The following is a 17,420-nucleotide window of genomic DNA, read 5'->3' as shown; positions in this document are numbered from 1 at the left end:
GGAACAGTGTATGTCAACGATGACATTAAACAAATTAGTTGAGAAACTAAGCCCAGATTGTAGAAAGAGCTTAGAAGCAGCGGTCGCAATTTGTAATAGCCGCAGCCATTTTACGGTTGAATTAGAGCATTGGCTGTTAGCTATGATTGAGCAGCAACTAGACGATGTTAGACTCATATTCGGTGCTTTCGATATTGATATTGATCAGGTAAAGCAAGATTTAAATCAATCATTAGAGTCATTTAAAACGGGCAGTGATTCGTCGCCTAGTCTGTCGGTACATGTTACTACTTTACTTAGACAATCATGGTTAAGCACCAGTATAGAATTTACTGATGAGCAAATTCGAAGTGCTTACGTTATTTATACGCTTACAAAAGACGATACCTTGTCTAGTTTAGTAACGCGTTGTAGCAAGCTTTTCAATAATATAGAACCTGGACAACTACTACATGCATGGCCTGAAATTGTTGCCCAATCGCAAGAACGTAATACCACCACTGCAAGTGCTACAACACCTGCAAATGGTTCATCTAAAACACCAAGCTTAGATCAATTTACCGTCGATTTAACCGCTCAAGCAAAAGCGGGAAAAATAGACCCAATTTTAGGTCGTGATTTCGAAATACGTCAGATGGTAGATATTTTAACTAGACGTCGTCAAAACAATCCAATATTAACGGGTGAAGCGGGTGTAGGTAAAACCGCTGTGGTTGAAGGACTTGCCCTAAGAATCGCTCAAAAAGATGTACCTGCAGTATTACAAAACGTTAAGTTGCACAGTCTAGATTTGGCTTTGCTGCAAGCGGGGGCGGGCATGAAAGGTGAATTTGAAAATCGTTTAAAGTCGCTAATTAATGAAGTGAAAAACGCTGTTGATCCTGTGATTCTTTTCATAGATGAAGCTCACACTATGATTGGTAGTGGCGGACAAGCAGGTCAAAATGATGCTGCTAACTTACTTAAGCCTGCTCTAGCAAGAGGGGAGTTACGCACTATTGCAGCAACAACGTGGGCTGAATATAAAAAGTTTTTTGAAAAAGATGCTGCACTAACACGTCGCTTCCAAGTGGTTAAAGTTGAAGAGCCAACACCAGAAAAAGCGGTTGCTATGCTACGTGGTTTAGTTCCTGTGATGGAAAAACATCATAAAGTGTTTATTTCAGAGCAAGCACTTGAAAGTGCAGTGCATCTATCGCACAGATACATTACTGCCAGACAACTACCCGATAAAGCCGTTGCATTGTTAGATACGGCATGTGCTCGTGTTGCTATGAGTCAAGCATCGACACCTAATGCGATTGAGCAGTTAATTAACAGGCTTAGTGAAATTGAAGCGCAAGTTTTAATGTTAAATCGTGAGCAAAAAACCGGTTTAGATCACAGCGAACAATTATCAGCACTTAAATCTGAACTAGTTGAGATTGAACAGCAACTGGAACCATTAAATGAGCAGTTCAATGTTGAGAAGGATATAGTTGCCGAGTTAAACCAAGCGCTAGAATCGATTAACACCAACGATGCAGACTCTTCTGCTGAAGTACTTGAGCAGTTAAAAGAAAGCAAGCTTAAGCTAGCCTCGTACGAACATAATATGGTGCATTGGCAAGTTGATGAAGAATTGATTGCACAGGTTATTTCTGATTGGACTGGTATTCCTGTTGGTAAAATGCATGAAGATGAAATTCATGGCATTTTAAATTTAGCTGAGCAAATGAAACAACGCGTAGTTGGCCAAGATCATGCGCTTGAACTTATGGCTAAAGTGGTACAAACCTCCCGTGCTCAGCTAGCAGACGAAAGTCGCCCTAATGGTATATTTATGCTGGCAGGCCCAAGCGGTGTTGGTAAAACAGAGACCGCACTTTCACTTGCACAAGAAGTATATGGCAGTGAAGATAACGTAACAGTTATTAACATGTCTGAGTTTAAAGAAGAGCATAAAGTGTCATTACTACTTGGCTCACCTCCGGGTTATGTTGGTTATGGCGAAGGTGGTATTTTAACCGAAGCAGTAAGAAGAAAACCATACAGTGTGGTGCTACTTGATGAAATGGAAAAAGCCCATCCAGGCGTGCAAGATATTTTCTATCAAGTATTCGATAAAGGCACCATAAAAGATGGTGAAGGCCGAGACATCGACTTTAAAAACACCATCATTATTATGACCTCAAATGTGGGTACTGATACCACAATGAGCTTATTTGAAGATGAAGAAAGTAAGCCGAGTATTAAAGGTTTATTAAAAGCATTACAAGATGATTTATTAGGCGCATTTAAACCCGCATTTTTAGGGCGCATTAATGTTATTCCTTACATTCCGTTAAGTGATGAAATTCTGACCCAAATTGCAGCGCTGCAAATTAGCAAAATAACTAAGCGTGTTAAAAAGCATTATGATGCGCAATTAACTTATAACGATGACGTGATTGAGCACATTATTGCTAATTGTCAAAATGCTGGTTCGGGTGCAAGAAATATTCACACCATATTACAGAATAAAGTACTACCACTATTGTCTGAAATTTTGCTTTCGAGCATGGTTGATGGTGAAAAAGTGACATCTATTTCATTGTTAATTAAGGATAATGAGTTTGATGTTGAGCTAAATAAAGTTAATTTAAAATAACCTGTTTTTATGGTTGTTTCTTTAGTTTTAGAGCATTATAATTCGTGTGTCTTATATAGAAACATGGAATTTTTGAGACATTGTCTTCATCTAGGGAAAGGAATTCTGAAGACCTTTTCATTGCTGTTTTAGAGATAATGATTTCAAGGAATTTTGGGTAACCAAAGTAAACGAATCCACATAATGGATAATATTGTTTAATAAAAAGGAGCATTATCAAATGCAAGCAAATACATATTTAAAATACGGTTCAATCAAAGGCGAAACTACTGCCGAGTCTTTCAAAGATTTAATTACAGTTTTATCTTTAGATTGGAACGTTAGCCGTGAGATTAGTGCAGCGACTGGTACAGCAATGGACCGTGAATCTAGCTCTACTCGTCTAGGCGATGTGACTATTACTAAACTTCAAGATAAAGCATCTCCGGATCTTTTCAAAGAAGCAACTATTGGTAAAGGTCTACCTGCTATTTTCCATATCACTAAACAAGGTGATAAAGTTGAAGAAATCATGAAAATCGAACTTACAGATGCCATGATCTCTAGCTACTCAGTATCAGTTCAAAACGACCGTCCAATTGAAACAATCACTATCAGCTACACTGAAATGATGATGACTGTTACACCTACTGACGATCAAAACAACATCACTGCACCACTAGTATATGGTTACAGCGGTGTTAAAGGTCAACAAATGTAATATTTGTTACCCGATTGTAGCTCTGGGCTTATGCTCAGAGCTTTTTTTGATCTTCAGGATGGGAAAAGCAAGGAATGCAAAAAGCAACACAAGATAAAAACGTAATTCAAATTAGTACCCCTGTTGGTAAAGACGCCCTTTATTTAACACGCTTCGTTGCACAAGAAGCCATGTCAGATTTATTTGTTATGTCGGCCAATATGTACACCATAGGCCAACAAATCGCACATGAAGATCTGGTTGGCAAACCGGTATCGATAAAGGTAAAAAATGCCGAAGGTGGGGGAGAGCGTTATTATCACGGTATTGTGAGTCAGCTTGTTTCTAACGGCAGTCGTACTGCGGACGTTGATGAACAAAAAAATTACATTGATTATCAAGCTACCATTGTGCCTTTTGCCGCTTCTATGCGTAATCGCAAGAATAGCCGCATTTTCCAAAAGAAAACAATAAAAGATATATTTGCTGATTTGTTTGGCCAACACAATGTGGCTTTTTCAGACAAAACCAGTAAAACCTACCCCAAATACGAATACTGTGTGCAATATCAAGAGTCAGATTTTGACTTTATCCAACGCTTATTACAAAGCGAAGGTATTTTTTACTTCTTTGAGCATACAAAAAGCAACCATACATTAGTTTTGGCAGATGATATCACTGCCTATGAAACGTGTGGTGAGGCAAAAGTTGTTCATTCAACTGGCCATTTAAGCGAATCTCATGTTTCGCGTTGGCAAGGCGGATTAAGCTTAGCGCCAGGCAGCTTTAAGCGTTTAGGCTACGATTTTAAACAGCCGTCGCGTTACCCTGATGCAGAGCAAGCAAATGCCGAGTTACCTACGCAATCGGTATCAGAAATTTTTGAATATACAGCAGAAGCAGAGTGTCATCCTCGCGCGGCTAATTTGGCATCTGTACAATTAGAGTCGCTACAAAGAGATATGAAGCTCTCAAGCGGGCGTAGTGACTGCCGCTCATTTTCTGTTGGTAAACTGTTTAGTTTCAAAAAACATGAAGACCCACGCCTTGAAGGTAAAACCTTTGCTATTACCTCGATGATGACTTCGATTGTAGTACCAAACCAATCAGGCGCTTTACAATCATCAAGTGATGAAGTGTATTCTAACCACTTTGAATGTGTGCCAAAAGACATTCCATACAGAGCGCAAGTGAGCAAAAAGAAACCGGTTATTAATGGCGTACAAACAGCCATAGTAACGGGTGATAGCGCCGATGAAATTATGATTGACCAATATGGCCGCGTAAAGGTGCAATTTGATTGGGATCGTGAAGGTAAAAAAGATTCTAAAAGTTCATGTTGGATCCGAGTTGCACAAAACTGGGCCGGCAAAAAGTGGGGCGCATTTTTCTTCCCTCGCGTAGGACAAGAAGTTTTGGTTGATTTTATTAATGGCGACCCAGATCAACCTATTATAAGCGGTGCTGTTTATAACGCAGACTTAATGCCTCCGTACGCATTACCCGGCGAAAAAACGCAAAGTGGTATTAAAACTCGCTCAACTAAAGAAGGTGGAGCAGATAATTTCAATGAGCTGCGCTTTGAGGATAAAAAAGGCAGCGAGCTTGTGTATATGCAAGCCGAAAAAGATAAACAGCTTTACGTTAAAAACGATCAAAACGAAAAAATAGATAATGATCGTAATGTTGAAATTCTTAATAACGACAATCTTAACGTTACAAAAAACCGTATTGCGGAAATGGGTGAAAACGACACCTTAAAAGTAGGTAAAACACTTAATATTGAAGCGGGTGACGAAATAGTGATAAAAACAGGCTCTGCGCAAATTAAAATGAGCAGTAGTGGCAATATCACTATTGAAGGTACAAACATTGATATTAAAGGCAGTAATGTAAAAGTAGATGGCAGTGCCATTACCTTATCTGCTGGTGTAATTAAGTTAAATTAATGATGGAAATAGTCAATAACTTTCAATCAGGATTCAGAAACGGCATTGCAAATAACGGGCACGTTGTTTACTGCCGCTATGGTTTACCGCATTTAGTGTGTTTACCAATAAATAGGCCAGATGATCCATTATTAAGCCCTGCTTTAAGTCATTTAAAAGCTATGAATGGCTATTATGCACAGCAGTTTTTTATTCATTTAAGTGATTCACTTAATAGTGAAAATGTAATTTCAAATTTATATCAATATGCAACTCAAAGCACAGTGGCACTTGCTGATCACAGTAAAGATGAGCTAATTGAAGAAATTTCGCTATTAGTGACGACTAACAAGCTACTAGTTATTCCACTGTATGAATAGTATTTCATAAACCAGCAAAGATACGACAAGGAGTCAAAATGGGTAAACCCGCTGCTACAATTGGTCATATGCATGTATGCCCTAAAGTGACCGCTAAAGTGCCACATGTGGGTGGACCTATAGTTGCCGGCTCTGGCAATGTGTTAATAGGCGGCATGCCCGCGGCGCGCAAAGGCGACATGATAGTGTGTATTGGCCCGCCAGATAGCGTAAAAACAGGCTCGGGGAGCGTTAAAATTAATGGTAAACCCGCCGCCAGAATGGGCGATGATAGTGGCCACGGCGGAAAAATCGTTGTTGGCAACCCAACTGTTTTAATTGGTGGCTAACTTTGCTAGCGACCTATTTAAGTGATCATCAAGCACAATTACTACAAATTAGTAACGCTCAATTGTGCCCGTTTACGTGTGTAGGTCATGTTCGTTATTTAAGAAAAACCCTATTAGAAAGCTGCTGGGTAAACGCAAAAAACAATAATCAAAAAAATAATTTTGAATTGCCCACCACTGAGCAACTAGTCGAAATAATAACTAACACTAAAAACGATGAATTAGTTGCCCAAGCATGTATTGAAGTTATGGCTAACTTGCCACAAAATAAAAATATTATATTTATAAATGAATTGCTTAATCAGCCTACGCTGAGTGCTTTTTTTAAAATCATTATAAATAAAGTGGTTATTCAACAGCATAGCTTTAACTTAATTCGGCTATTAAATTTAAACACCCTGTTTTTTGCTTACAGTGCTGATGATGAAATTCCCCCGCAAACCCTGGTCACTATAAATCAAATTACCAGTCTTGCGCAGCACCACGATATAAAGATATTAACGGCTATTTTTGATGCATTAAGTGAGCAAGCCCATCTATCACCCTTAATGTCGTTATTTTTGTTGTCATTAAATTTTGAGCAAGTAAACAGCTTAAGCAATCATGCCAGTAATACCTTATCGGTTGATCAAACATTGCATATTTTATTACAAAGCGGTTTTGTAAAACTGATTGTTTTAGCTAATTCTTTGCTACCACAGGTAGAGCAACCCGCGTTAATTATTGCGCTAATAAGGCGCATGTTAGGTGATAAACTCGATCAGCTAGTTGAGTACGATATTCAACGACTTGCTTGGCAAGGCGATGAAAGCGCGTTAATAAATTTTCAGCAGCAGTTAAAACATAACTGGCCTAAATATGAAACCGCCATGTCGAGTTTACGATTGATTGCAGGACACCCTCTTGATGAAGTGCCTAATGCCATTTATTTATCAGCCATGGATAGCTATAGCCAAGGGGTGTTTAACTTATATCGCTATTATCAACACCTCGCTGCCAATAAAGCTCAGGACGAGGTGGCATCATGAGTGCATTTTCAATAGAGATGGTATGCTTTTCTGCCCCAAATATTAGCAGCGTAGATGCATTATTATTTGACGATAACAGTGCTGTTTTTAATGAACTGCAATGGCAGTCTTGGGATGCCTGTGTTTACGATTGCATAATTAAATCTAAAGAATTAATAGCAGAAGTCACAGACAGCACATTGCCGATGATTTGGTTACTACCAGCGTTATCATTTCAAGATGAGCTAAAACAGTTATTAACTCAGAGCTTACAACAGCTATACCCCGATCATAGTAATGAGCTTATTTTTCATGGTGCAACAGCCGCGCACTCTGCTATAGCTTTGGCCGGTGAAAAAAAATGGCAAAAATTCAATGTAATTGCTTTAGATGCAACCTTTAAAGCAAATAAACAGCAGCAGTTTGCTTATCAAGGTGTAGGTGGTGCGTTGGCTGTAGTTGAAATGGTGCCTTGTGGGTGGTCGCAGGTAAGCCATGAAATTGCAGCATCTATTGATTTTAGCAAACATAATCAGCTGGCAGGTATGCTTACGCGATTAGCTGAACAAACAGAGAATAAGATAGATCTAATTTTTGCACCAGGAAATGGGGTAGATGATGATAGTTGGCTAAACAATTTACAGCTACTTACTAGCTTAATTGATGAGCACACTTATTACGAACTACCCAATTATAAATTAGGGAAAATAGGCGCACTAGAAGGGTTGGTTAATTTGTACCAATTAACCACAAGCCCTGCAATTGTTGAGCATTTTAGTCATGCATTAATGCTTTCACAGGAGCAAGCTAAGCATCAAGGTGCAGCATCATACTTATGGATAAGTGAGGAAGTACACAGCTAATGCAAAGTAATACCGTTGTTTTACAGGGAATAAGTTACCCAATTTGCCTCGTCGTAGGTAAAGGTTCTGCGCCGTCGGGCTTTGTTGCTGTAGCAGCTAACACGCCGGAAAGTGCCAAAAATCAAATTGCGCAAGTAGGTAGTGCGCTTACTAGCGACGCAGCTAAACGTTTAGACGTTATTAACTTGCTTAACCTTGCAGGAGTAAGCTGTTCGCGCGGTGCGTCAGCCCGTGAAACCGCGAGTGTATTAACCCAAGCTTTGGTTGCAGATAAAATTAGTTGTTATCACCAAAAAGCTAAGTCGGCTATTCAAGTAAGCGATAACACCAATAGCGGCGCAGCAGGTAAAAAGCCAAATAGTAAGAGCAGTTCAACAGCCTCAGGTAAAAGTGCCTCTCAAGCGCCGGCTAAAAACAGTGGTGGTGCAAGTAATAATACCCCAAGTGAAGAACCAATCACCAAACAAGAGTGTCGCTCTGATCCAGTTTCTATGCTCTCAGGTGAAGAAATCTTGCCGCTTATTGATTTCACCTTAGCAGGCAGCAAACAATTAATTTGGCGACGCCTATACCGTTCATCGCATGCGGATGTATGTAGTGTAATGGGTAATGGTTGGCGACATGACTTTATGGTGCAGTTAACTGAGCACTATTTACCGCCACCTAAAGTAGGCCCAAAACAAAAGGGCACCTACTGGTTAGAATACCAAGATGAGCATGGCGCTAAACACCGCTTTGAAAAAGTAAAACCGGGGCAATCGAGCTATCAGTTAAGCAGTAATTTGGCGTTGCATTACCAAACTAATGGTAAGCAAGTATTGGTAACCCCAGATGATCAACACCTTACGTTTAAAGCCGGCGAGAACTCATGGTTGCTCGAAAAAGTTATTAATGAAAAAGGCCAAAGTATTGGTTTTTATTACGATGCGAAAGAGCGCTTGCATCGCGTTGAGGTAAATAAAGCGCGTGGCTGTATTTTAAAATATAACCCGCAAGGGTTGCTGGCAAACATTTCGGCTTACCGTACAGGTGATAATAACAAGCCAGTATTACTTACGCCGTTACTTGCGCAATATGATTATGATGAAAACAAAAACCTCGTTCGCGCGACCAATCAGCAGGGTGAAACAGAGCATTATGGCTATAACGCCGCTAACTTATTAACTAAGCGTACCCGTGCTAGTGGTTTTAGCCATCATTTTGAATGGGACAGTTACTCATCAAGTGCTAAATGTATAAAACAATGGGGCGATAACAACACCTATACGTATCAGTTTGAATATAATTTAGACGCTGGTGAAACAACCTGTATAGACTCGCGTGGGCATAAAGAACACTTTGTACATAACGCGCAAGGTAAGTTAGTTAAGCATACCGACCCTAATGGTAATGTGTGGCAATACGGCTATAACGCACAAGGTCAAAAAATAACGGAAATAAAGCCAGATAGCAGTGAAATAAAATACAGCTATACCCCTTATGGTCAGTTAGAATCAATAACCCAGCCAGATGGCAGTGTCACTAAATTTGCTTACAACCAATTGGGTCAGCGTGTATTAACCACCTTGCCTGATGGCCAAACCATTACCCGTAAATACAGCGTGGCGGGTTTGCTGCAAAGTGAAACCTTTGGCGACGGTCGTACCGTACTTTACAGCTATGACAAATTTGGCCAGCTAACCCAACACATAAATAAAGATGGTCAAGTCACTAAATTTGTATGGAACGAGCAAGGCGAGCTTTTAGCCAAGCACCATAACGATGAGCTTATTCGTTATAGCTACGACAGTTTAGGCCGTGTAAATGCCACCATTAATAACGCAGGTTTGTTGACTCAATATAAATACAATGAGCACGGCCAGCTTGCGCAAACTATTGCCTTTGACGAAAAAGACCCTGAAAACAAACAGCATCAACACTTTAGTTACGATGATGCAGGGCGGTTAATTAGCTCGCAAAACAGTAAGGGTGATACCACCGAGCAACATTTTGAAGGGCTAAGCCAGCCACATTGTGTTATTCAGCCCGATGGCAGTGCACTGCATTTAACTTACGATAAAGAGCGCAACCTAACCGCTATTGAGCGCAGCGACGGCCATGTATACCGCATAAGCTATGACGCTAACGAAAACCCAACGCAAGTAACTGGGTTTGACGGTACGCTACAGCAATATAAATACGATGCTTGCAACCGCTTAACCTCGGTTACACAAAGTGATAAACGCCATGTAAAAATAGAGCGTGATAAATTAGGCCGCGTGATTGCGCAGCATGCAAGTTTAGCAACCGATACTCACATCGTTAATAATGCCAATTACTACAACTATAACCTGCAAGGTAAAATTACCCGTGCGCATAATGCACAATCAACCTTAAAGCAGCAGTTTGATAAAGGCGGGCGGTTACTGCATGCTGAGCAAGTACATAATCAGCAACAAGCGCATACCTTAAAATACAGTTACGACGACTACGGCAGAAGGCAATCCCTTACTTTGCCAGATTCAAGTACGCTTAAATATAGCTACAATAAATTTGGTCAATTGAGTGGCATTCACTTACAGCAAGCCAATAGCACGGCTGTTGAACTTGCAGCGCTTAGCTTCGATAGCCAAGGCAATATTCAAACGCAAAAGTTTGGTAATGACATAACCCTTATCCAACAATTTGACGTATTTAACCGCTTAACTCAGCAGCAGTTAACCCATCCTGCGCAAGCACTATTTGATACCTGTAAGTACAATTACGACAGCATCAATCAGTTGATTGCGCGTAAAGAGGAAGGTGTTAGCAGCCACAATATTAATTTTGAGTACAACAGCCTTGGCCAGTTAATTCAGCAAAATCTAGCCTGTAGTGAAAACACAAAAACCACCCAATACCAGTGGGATAGCTTTGGTAACCCAGTTAGCCAGTCAACGGTTCAAAATAACGATTTAACAGAGCAACAAACGACTCAGCACAATGATAATAGCGATGCTAATGACGCCAGCAATACGGTTGAAAGTAATCAGTCAGAAAGCACACGTAATGTAATTAATAGTGAGTATAGTGACTCAAAGTCAGCAACGGTTGCTAGTGAGCTAAGCGAAGACGATGGGGTTATTACAGGCATCACTGATGCAGACCGTTTAACCCACTTTGGCGATAGCGACTTTCATTATGATGAGTTTGGTAACCAAATACGCGAAACCGGTAAAGGCATAAAAACCCGCCGTGAATATAACGCATTTAATCAGCTAAGTTGTTTTAATAACAACGGTACGCTTACTCAATACGACTACGACCCACTCGGGCGTCGTATCGCCAAGCACACCGAGCAGGGCAAAATTGACTACATTTGGGATAACGACCAGCTAATTGGCGAATACCAACAGGGTGAATATACCTGGTATATCAACCTACCAAATCAATTTCACCCAATAGCATTGATTAAAAAAGGCGAGGTGTACTACTACCACCTAGACCAACTGAATACTCCACGTTTTGTAACCAACAACAAAGCAGAAGTCGTGTGGGAAAACCAAGCCGATGTGTATGGTTACGTAGAGTCAGAGGTAAGCACTACAAATAGCTTTACTCAGCCAATTCGTTTTCAAGGGCAATATTTAGACGAAGAGAGCGGCTTACATTACAATCGCTACCGCTACTACAGCCCGAAACAACAGCGATTTATAAACCAAGATCCCATAGGGTTAGTGGGTGGCATCAATCATTACCAATATGCGCCTAATCCGGTTAATTGGGTGGACCCGTTTGGGTTGTTGTGTAAAGAGGGTGAAGAAAAGCTTGATAGAATGCTTTCTACTTTAGTTTCTTCAGATGGTATTGATAAAGCCACAAAAAATAAAATTCTAGAAATTGCGATTGCAAGTGCAGTTATTAACGATCCACAAAAATCGACTCTTAAATATACACCAGAGGGTGCAAAATATAGAAAAGAGTATGAATATGATATTGCAGGCCTTGATGAAGAGAATGGATTAATTAAACTCAATAAAGTGAGTAAGTCAGGTGAAGTTAGTACAGAGGTTATAAGTACAGCTCAATTTGCTGAACAGCATGTTATTAACAGCGAGCGCGTAAAGCTTAACCCTGATTCAAAACCAACTAAATATCACAAACGAACAGTAGGGGAAGTTGAGATAGCTAGGAAGGCCTTTCCACCAAAGAGGAAAGAATACATATCAAACTACGCTTCAGCAGCTTTGAGTGATGAAAACCATGAGGCTCATAGTCACTTTGACGAAGATGACTTAATTGATATGCAGATGACTGGTAAGGTTCCAGAAGGTTACAATGTGCATCATAAAGAACCTATATTTAGATGTGAAATAGACAAAGACCCTAATGAATCTGATAATTTACAATTATTACCAGATTATTATCATACGGATGAAAATAAAACCTTACATTGGTACGAAGAGGGTGAGTCACCCTATGACATCAATGGAAATGGTCCAAATTTATCAAGTGTTAAAAAAGGTAAGAAAAATGTTTGAAAAACTTGAAACTATAATGTCTCAAGCTGCAAGTAAGCAAAATTTTACTCAAAGAGGAAGTGTGGGTAATGAAGAGATAAAAAAGTTAGAAACTATACAAAGTATTACTCTACCCGATGATTATAAATACTTTCTCTCAAGTTATGGGTACTGCTTTTGGTTCGGTGAAGTTATTTGTGGTTTAGTTGGAGAAAATAAAAGGTATGAAAAGTTATGCAGTGCTGTAAGAAAAACTACTTACTACCATGATCTCTATAACAATAACCCAAAATACCAGTCTGTAACGAGCGATGGAATCGTTATAGGTACTTATGATGGTGGCGGCTATTATTTTTTATTTTCCCATGAGTCTGAGCGTGCTGGTGAAGTAGGTCTATTTTTAACTGAAACGTATGGCCAAGAAGTGTCTAAGTTTAAGAGCTTTACAGATTACCTATCTTTTCTTGTAACTGGCGCCCCTGATCCAGAACCTGTTGATGTGGATTACGATAGAATAATGGACATAATCGAAGATTAATTTGGGCTTCAATTATAAAAGTAGGGGGTTAAAACCACTATGTTTGGTTTAATAAAAAAATACAGTGTGCACATGTGCTCTGAAGTTAAAGGGATTATTACTTTAAACGGTAATCCCGTTGAAGGTGTTTTAATAAATCGCACCCTGGAATTTGCACATAAAGTTGAAAAAGAAGATCAGGTAATAACAGCTCCTGATGGTTCATTTTATTTACCTGAAGTCGTTATTGAATCAAAAATACCCGGAGATATGTTCTCGCATGAGGTTACTTATCAAACTATTACGGCTGTATATGCTGATAAAAAATACAAACTTTGGGGTTCAAAGCTAAGCGGAATAAGTGAGCCTAGTGAATACAAACAAAAGCTGAGCAGTTTAAATGCTGATTTAGATTCTACAGAAGTAAACTTTGTTTTTCCTAATCATGAAAATCCAAATTTGGAGTTTGATGGTTCAAGTATTTGTAGATGGGAACATGATTTTGAAATTTATGAGATAGAAGATAGCGAAGATTACTTTAAAGATTTTTAAATAGAAAAGGAATTTACATGAATATTTTATCGCCAAGTGTAGCGGCACAATTAGCTGAATTTGCATATGACAGTATTGCAGCAGTATCAAATAGCTCATCAACCATAGAGCCGAGTAGAATAATAAGTAAGCACTTTGTGTTTGATTCAAAAAAATCTGCTTTTACAGGAATTTCAGGTACTGTGGCTGAACACGTGCTAAATCATGCAACGGGTTTTGGCTTTTTTGGAATTGGTTCTAAAGAAGGCGCTCATAAAGGTGAAGTTGTACTAACTTTTCGTGGTACAGCAGGTATTGCTGATACTTTGACGGATTTACATTGTGGTTTAACTGTTGGGCCAAATTATAAAGCAGTTCATGCTGGGTTTAACCGTACTTTTGAGTCTATCAAGCCTCAGTTAAAAGCTATATTGAGTAAGGTAGGTGGTCGCCCCGTTCATTGTGTTGGCCATAGCCTTGGTGGGGCATTAGCAACGCTAGCAGCAAATTGGATTAAAGCGCAATATAAAGTGCCTGTAAAATTATACACTTTTGGTTCTCCAAGAGTTGGTCATAATCCTTTTGCTATTCAAAGTGAAACCAGCCTAAATGGAATTTATAGGGCAGTACACCGAAGTGACCCTGTACCTATGGTTCCTGTTTGGCCATTTGTTCATGCAGGGAATGAGTACAGAATAAGCACATGCGTATCACTTACGGGGGCTGCACATAAAATGGCGGGAAATGCGCCTGGGTATATCAATACTGCATCACGTTATCCTGATTATAAGAGCATGGAAAAGGGCTCTTTATCTAACTTAACGATGACACGTCTAAAATACAACAATCGCCACCATGCTTCTTTTAATGCTCATTGGGCTGAAAAAATAACGAGCGCTTTACTAACGTTACTAAGAGAAAGTGGAAAAATCACCAGTATTCTTGCTCAAGGTGTGGTTGCTGGAACGCTAACTATTTATGATGCTTTAGCTCGTAGCCTCGTTGAAATATCTAAAATGTCATCTAAATATGCTGAAGATTGTCAGGGGTTATTAGGGCATATACTTAACTTTGTTGGGAAGCCTGGTGTGATAGCTGTTGATTATACATACGCGCAAGCTAAGCGAATTTTGTATTGGATGTTAGAAAAACTAAATCAGGTAGTGATAGCAGCTGTAAAAGTATCTCCTTACATGGGTATTGGATACTAAAATTGTTTTAAAGGCTCAGATAACTTCTGAGCCACTTAAATAATAAATAAGATTAGCTATAAAGAATTGAAAGGAACCTATTTCAATTGGTTGAAATTTAAAAACCTCTAATTATTGTTTCTACTCACATCTAAAGTAGCTGTAATCACATAAATAAAAAACAAGGATAGGTAATGAATAAAATAAACACGGATGTAAATTACAGAACAATGGCCGGTAATGCGCGTTTAGTTATTATTGCCGAGTCGAGCCATAACCCAGTATCTTACAAATATGAGGCTATAAAGGCCTTAAAACAGCTTAAGGCGGCTGGCTTCACTCATTTTGCAATGGAAATGCTACCTACAAGAATAAAGGACAAAATAGATTTTTATCAGCGGACTGGTAAGGGATTTGACGTAATCAAACAGCATTTCAAATCAAAATGGAATTGGACTAATGCTTCAAGCACAGGATATGGGGAGTTAGTAAAAGCGGCTAATTCTCTAGGGATGAAAATTGTTCCTTTAGATATGCCTATTGAAATGATGGATGAGATTGACGGGCGTTGTAATTGGGAGCAAGCAGACACCGGTTCATGTACTGACTCTCATATCGAACGAAACCATATGTGGGCAGATATTTTAAATAAAAATTTAAAGTTAGAAGAAGGCTCCCGAATTGTTGCATTTATGCATAGGTACCATGCGTTTCATGCTGGCAATAAGCATATTGGAATTGACTCTATTATGTTAAATTCAAAAGTTAGTCGTATTAGTATCATAGAGTACATCGGTGGATCTACCTGTATTGACAATGGTGTTTGTAAGGGGGAGGGTGATGTCGATAAACCATTAAGGGAAACTTATTTTTATAGGAAAGGAACGTATATACCTTCGTCTTTACCTTCTTACACAGTTCATATTCCTGAAAAAGCCATTTTAAGGAAATGATAATATGGCTAAAATTTTATTAATATTGATTCTTATAGCGCCTTCCATTAATGCAGCAGGGCCTCGATGGGATAATTCAATAGATATAAACGCTCCTGATTTAACTGTATCAGCTGCCGCAGAGCAGTGCCATAAAAGCTTAATTAACGCGCCTGAGTATCTCGAAGAGTGGTGTGAAAAAGCTTATGAAATGGGATACTGGAAGGCACTGGTTACACTAAGCCTTCATAACGGAGATGGAACTCGATTATTAAAGGAGGCCAAAAAGCGGGTTGCGGCAAAAGAGCCAAAAGCTTATTCAACTTTAGCTTGGTTATATGGCAGTGGTATGTTTGTGGAGCAAGATATTAATTATGCTATTTCCCTTTACAAAGAATTTTTAGCATTAGATGCAGAATTGCCAAATTCGTTAGTTGCGGCTGCGCACTTTAAGTTAGCAAACTTATATGAATCGCAGCAGAATTGGCTTGCAGTAAATGAGCATGCACAATATGTTATTGACCACAGCCCTTTAGCTTATGATAAAGAACGAGCTGTTGATTTGTTAGAGTTAGCTAAAAAAGAAATTTTGATTAAGAATAAATCATTGAATGAATAGACTAGACACCCATTCTAATTTTGCAGTTTAGTAAACAAAGTACTACCACTTTATATAGCGTTTCGTTCGGCGTGCATTTTGTATAGTGATGAGCATTCTACAGGTCAACCCTCAATTTTCGCAGAGGCTGAGTTGAAGATAAGTTGCTTAAGCTCGAAAGGTGTTTTGTATTGATGTATGTGTTTACGCAGTTTTGAGTAACCACACTCAACACGCAGAGATAACTATAAGATTAAAGTTGTAATGAAATATGTAAGTCGATGCGCTTATCTAAGCGAGCTAATATAGAGGGAATGATTTGTTTTTTAGTGATAAGCAAAAAAATAAAGTGGAATTTTATGCACTTGTATATGTAATCTCGTTTTTATTGCCATTTCCTGCTTCGCTATATTCTGTTGCATTATCTCAATTAGGTGGTGTAGCACTTTGGCTGATTGGCTCAATAACATATATGATTGTTTACCTGCGAGTCGTGTCAGAATTACCAAAAGAGGATAGGTATTTTGTTACATGGGGTCAAGCAAGCTATTTTCCTCAACTGCTTTTTAAAGTAGCCCCTGTATTAATATTTATACTTTTATGCTTGTGTTGGGAAGTTTTTAGTGTTTAAAAACGAAGAGGTGTTTTTATTATTTCCCCCATGGAAGCTTTTACGTAGGTTCTTATTAGTAACGGTTATCTTACTTATAGGAACTGTTTATTCAGGCATGACATTGTTAACACAGTACTTTGATACAAGTCCTGAGTGGCTGTTGGGCATTTTGTTTTCCGTTGGAATTATGTTTTGCCTTTTAAACTTTAAAGTTAGTCAAGGCTCTTTTCTATGTGCAAAGTTATTGAAATACTATGCTCTATTTTTAGCTTTGATTTGCTTACCATCATTTATAATTTTAGAGGGAAATGGTTATCATATAGCTACAGTTACTAATATAGCCTTTATGCTGCTGTCTTTTTATTTGATTAAAGGAAATAAATACCAAGGCTTAATTAAATATCAATATAACTTTTTTAAGGATATAAAAGACGCTCGGGCCGCTGTTGAAAAAGAGATAGCTAAAGGAAATAAGAGAAAGAAAAAGTAAGTCTGCATAGCTTTGCTTATTGAATTAAAATACAAAGGAACATAGATAAAAGTAGGGCGATGAGTATGTTAGCCGCGCAATGAAATTATGGCGTGGAGTTAGGAATGTTATTCAAAAAGTGAAGTGTGTAACTTCACTGCAAAAGCGCTTTTATTTGCAATAAGCTATGAATATGCAGTTGCTCCTTACAGCTCTGAGAATAATGACGCTATTGAGTTTTATAAATGGTGTTTTGAAAATTTAAATAAAGAACAAG

The 17,420-nt window shown here is 38.8% G+C and carries 15 protein-coding genes and 1 pseudogene; all 16 read left to right on the top strand.

Translation table 11 applies throughout. From position 1 onward, the window contains the following. The first annotated feature begins 10 nt into the window (after positions 1–10). Positions 11–2,629, top strand: coding sequence for a type VI secretion system ATPase TssH (gene tssH / locus FLM47_RS16065; protein ID WP_178956943.1), 2,619 nt, complete (start codon positions 11–13; stop codon positions 2,627–2,629). Positions 2,630–2,849: 220 nt separating this feature from the next. Further along, positions 2,850–3,329 carry a type VI secretion system tube protein Hcp gene (locus tag FLM47_RS16060; protein WP_138605861.1) on the top strand — a complete coding sequence of 160 codons (480 nt, stop codon included), beginning with the start codon at positions 2,850–2,852 and terminating at the stop codon, positions 3,327–3,329. Between the two features lie 74 nt (positions 3,330–3,403). Then, positions 3,404–5,257 (top strand): type VI secretion system tip protein TssI/VgrG, encoded by a 1,854-nt coding sequence (gene tssI, locus FLM47_RS16055; protein WP_075170036.1) that lies wholly within the window; start codon positions 3,404–3,406, stop codon positions 5,255–5,257. Further along, positions 5,257–5,616 (top strand): hypothetical protein, encoded by a 360-nt coding sequence (locus FLM47_RS16050; protein WP_054201386.1) that lies wholly within the window; start codon positions 5,257–5,259, stop codon positions 5,614–5,616. The genes tssI and FLM47_RS16050 overlap by 1 nt, the downstream gene beginning before the upstream one ends. A 38-nt stretch (positions 5,617–5,654) precedes the next feature. After that, positions 5,655–5,945 (top strand): PAAR domain-containing protein, encoded by a 291-nt coding sequence (locus FLM47_RS16045; RefSeq protein WP_010389361.1) that lies wholly within the window; start codon positions 5,655–5,657, stop codon positions 5,943–5,945. 2 nt (positions 5,946–5,947) lie between these two features. Next, positions 5,948–6,973, top strand: a complete 1,026-nt coding sequence (locus FLM47_RS16040) for a hypothetical protein (RefSeq protein ID WP_178956942.1) — start codon at positions 5,948–5,950, stop codon at positions 6,971–6,973. Further along, positions 6,970–7,815, top strand: a complete 846-nt coding sequence (locus FLM47_RS18795) for a hypothetical protein (RefSeq protein WP_218648509.1) — start codon at positions 6,970–6,972, stop codon at positions 7,813–7,815. The genes FLM47_RS16040 and FLM47_RS18795 overlap by 4 nt, the downstream gene beginning before the upstream one ends. After that, a complete protein-coding gene (locus FLM47_RS16025; protein ID WP_256729752.1) occupies positions 7,815–12,314 on the top strand; it encodes an RHS repeat-associated core domain-containing protein in 4,500 nt (1,499 codons plus the stop codon). The genes FLM47_RS18795 and FLM47_RS16025 overlap by 1 nt, the downstream gene beginning before the upstream one ends. After that, positions 12,307–12,831 (top strand): SMI1/KNR4 family protein, encoded by a 525-nt coding sequence (locus FLM47_RS16020; protein WP_178956939.1) that lies wholly within the window; start codon positions 12,307–12,309, stop codon positions 12,829–12,831. Before FLM47_RS16025 ends, FLM47_RS16020 begins: the two co-directional genes overlap by 8 nt. A gap of 39 nt (positions 12,832–12,870) precedes the next feature. Continuing rightward, complete coding sequence (locus FLM47_RS16015; RefSeq protein WP_178956938.1) at positions 12,871–13,362, top strand: DUF6795 domain-containing protein; 492 nt, start codon at positions 12,871–12,873, stop codon at positions 13,360–13,362. 17 nt (positions 13,363–13,379) lie between these two features. Next, positions 13,380–14,552, top strand: coding sequence for a lipase family protein (locus tag FLM47_RS16010; protein ID WP_024602677.1), 1,173 nt, complete (start codon positions 13,380–13,382; stop codon positions 14,550–14,552). Positions 14,553–14,725: 173 nt separating this feature from the next. Continuing rightward, positions 14,726–15,484, top strand: coding sequence for a ChaN family lipoprotein (locus FLM47_RS16005; protein WP_024602678.1), 759 nt, complete (start codon positions 14,726–14,728; stop codon positions 15,482–15,484). A gap of 4 nt (positions 15,485–15,488) precedes the next feature. Continuing rightward, positions 15,489–16,082, top strand: coding sequence for a hypothetical protein (locus FLM47_RS16000; protein WP_024602679.1), 594 nt, complete (start codon positions 15,489–15,491; stop codon positions 16,080–16,082). An 88-nt stretch (positions 16,083–16,170) separates the two neighbouring features. Next, a pseudogene (locus tag FLM47_RS18975) lies at positions 16,171–16,290 on the top strand (Mobile element protein); the annotation flags it as partial. Between the two features lie 90 nt (positions 16,291–16,380). Continuing rightward, positions 16,381–16,692, top strand: a complete 312-nt coding sequence (locus FLM47_RS15995; RefSeq protein ID WP_075170028.1) for a hypothetical protein — start codon at positions 16,381–16,383, stop codon at positions 16,690–16,692. Beyond that, positions 16,685–17,164, top strand: coding sequence for a hypothetical protein (locus tag FLM47_RS15990; RefSeq protein WP_054201379.1), 480 nt, complete (start codon positions 16,685–16,687; stop codon positions 17,162–17,164). The genes FLM47_RS15995 and FLM47_RS15990 overlap by 8 nt, the downstream gene beginning before the upstream one ends. Positions 17,165–17,420 lie beyond the last annotated feature (256 nt).

It is taken from the genome of Pseudoalteromonas sp. Scap06, assembly GCF_013394165.1.
Lineage (GTDB): Bacteria > Pseudomonadota > Gammaproteobacteria > Enterobacterales > Alteromonadaceae > Pseudoalteromonas.
Note: the sequence above shows the minus strand (reverse complement) of the source record. Positions and strands in the feature narration are given on the sequence as shown.

Excerpts from the sequence above, each read along its gene's own strand:
- tssH (WP_178956943.1), top strand. The coding sequence starts at position 11 with ATGTCAACGATGACATTAAACAAATTAGTTGAGAAACTAAGCCCAGAT.
- FLM47_RS16060 (WP_138605861.1), top strand. The coding sequence starts at position 2,850 with ATGCAAGCAAATACATATTTAAAATACGGTTCAATCAAAGGCGAAACT.
- tssI (WP_075170036.1), top strand. The coding sequence starts at position 3,404 with ATGCAAAAAGCAACACAAGATAAAAACGTAATTCAAATTAGTACCCCT.
- FLM47_RS16050 (WP_054201386.1), top strand. The coding sequence starts at position 5,257 with ATGATGGAAATAGTCAATAACTTTCAATCAGGATTCAGAAACGGCATT.
- FLM47_RS16045 (WP_010389361.1), top strand. The coding sequence starts at position 5,655 with ATGGGTAAACCCGCTGCTACAATTGGTCATATGCATGTATGCCCTAAA.
- FLM47_RS18795 (WP_218648509.1), top strand. The coding sequence starts at position 6,970 with ATGAGTGCATTTTCAATAGAGATGGTATGCTTTTCTGCCCCAAATATT.
- FLM47_RS16025 (WP_256729752.1), top strand. The coding sequence starts at position 7,815 with ATGCAAAGTAATACCGTTGTTTTACAGGGAATAAGTTACCCAATTTGC.
- FLM47_RS16020 (WP_178956939.1), top strand. The coding sequence starts at position 12,307 with ATGTTTGAAAAACTTGAAACTATAATGTCTCAAGCTGCAAGTAAGCAA.
- FLM47_RS16015 (WP_178956938.1), top strand. The coding sequence starts at position 12,871 with ATGTTTGGTTTAATAAAAAAATACAGTGTGCACATGTGCTCTGAAGTT.
- FLM47_RS16010 (WP_024602677.1), top strand. The coding sequence starts at position 13,380 with ATGAATATTTTATCGCCAAGTGTAGCGGCACAATTAGCTGAATTTGCA.
- FLM47_RS16005 (WP_024602678.1), top strand. The coding sequence starts at position 14,726 with ATGAATAAAATAAACACGGATGTAAATTACAGAACAATGGCCGGTAAT.
- FLM47_RS16000 (WP_024602679.1), top strand. The coding sequence starts at position 15,489 with ATGGCTAAAATTTTATTAATATTGATTCTTATAGCGCCTTCCATTAAT.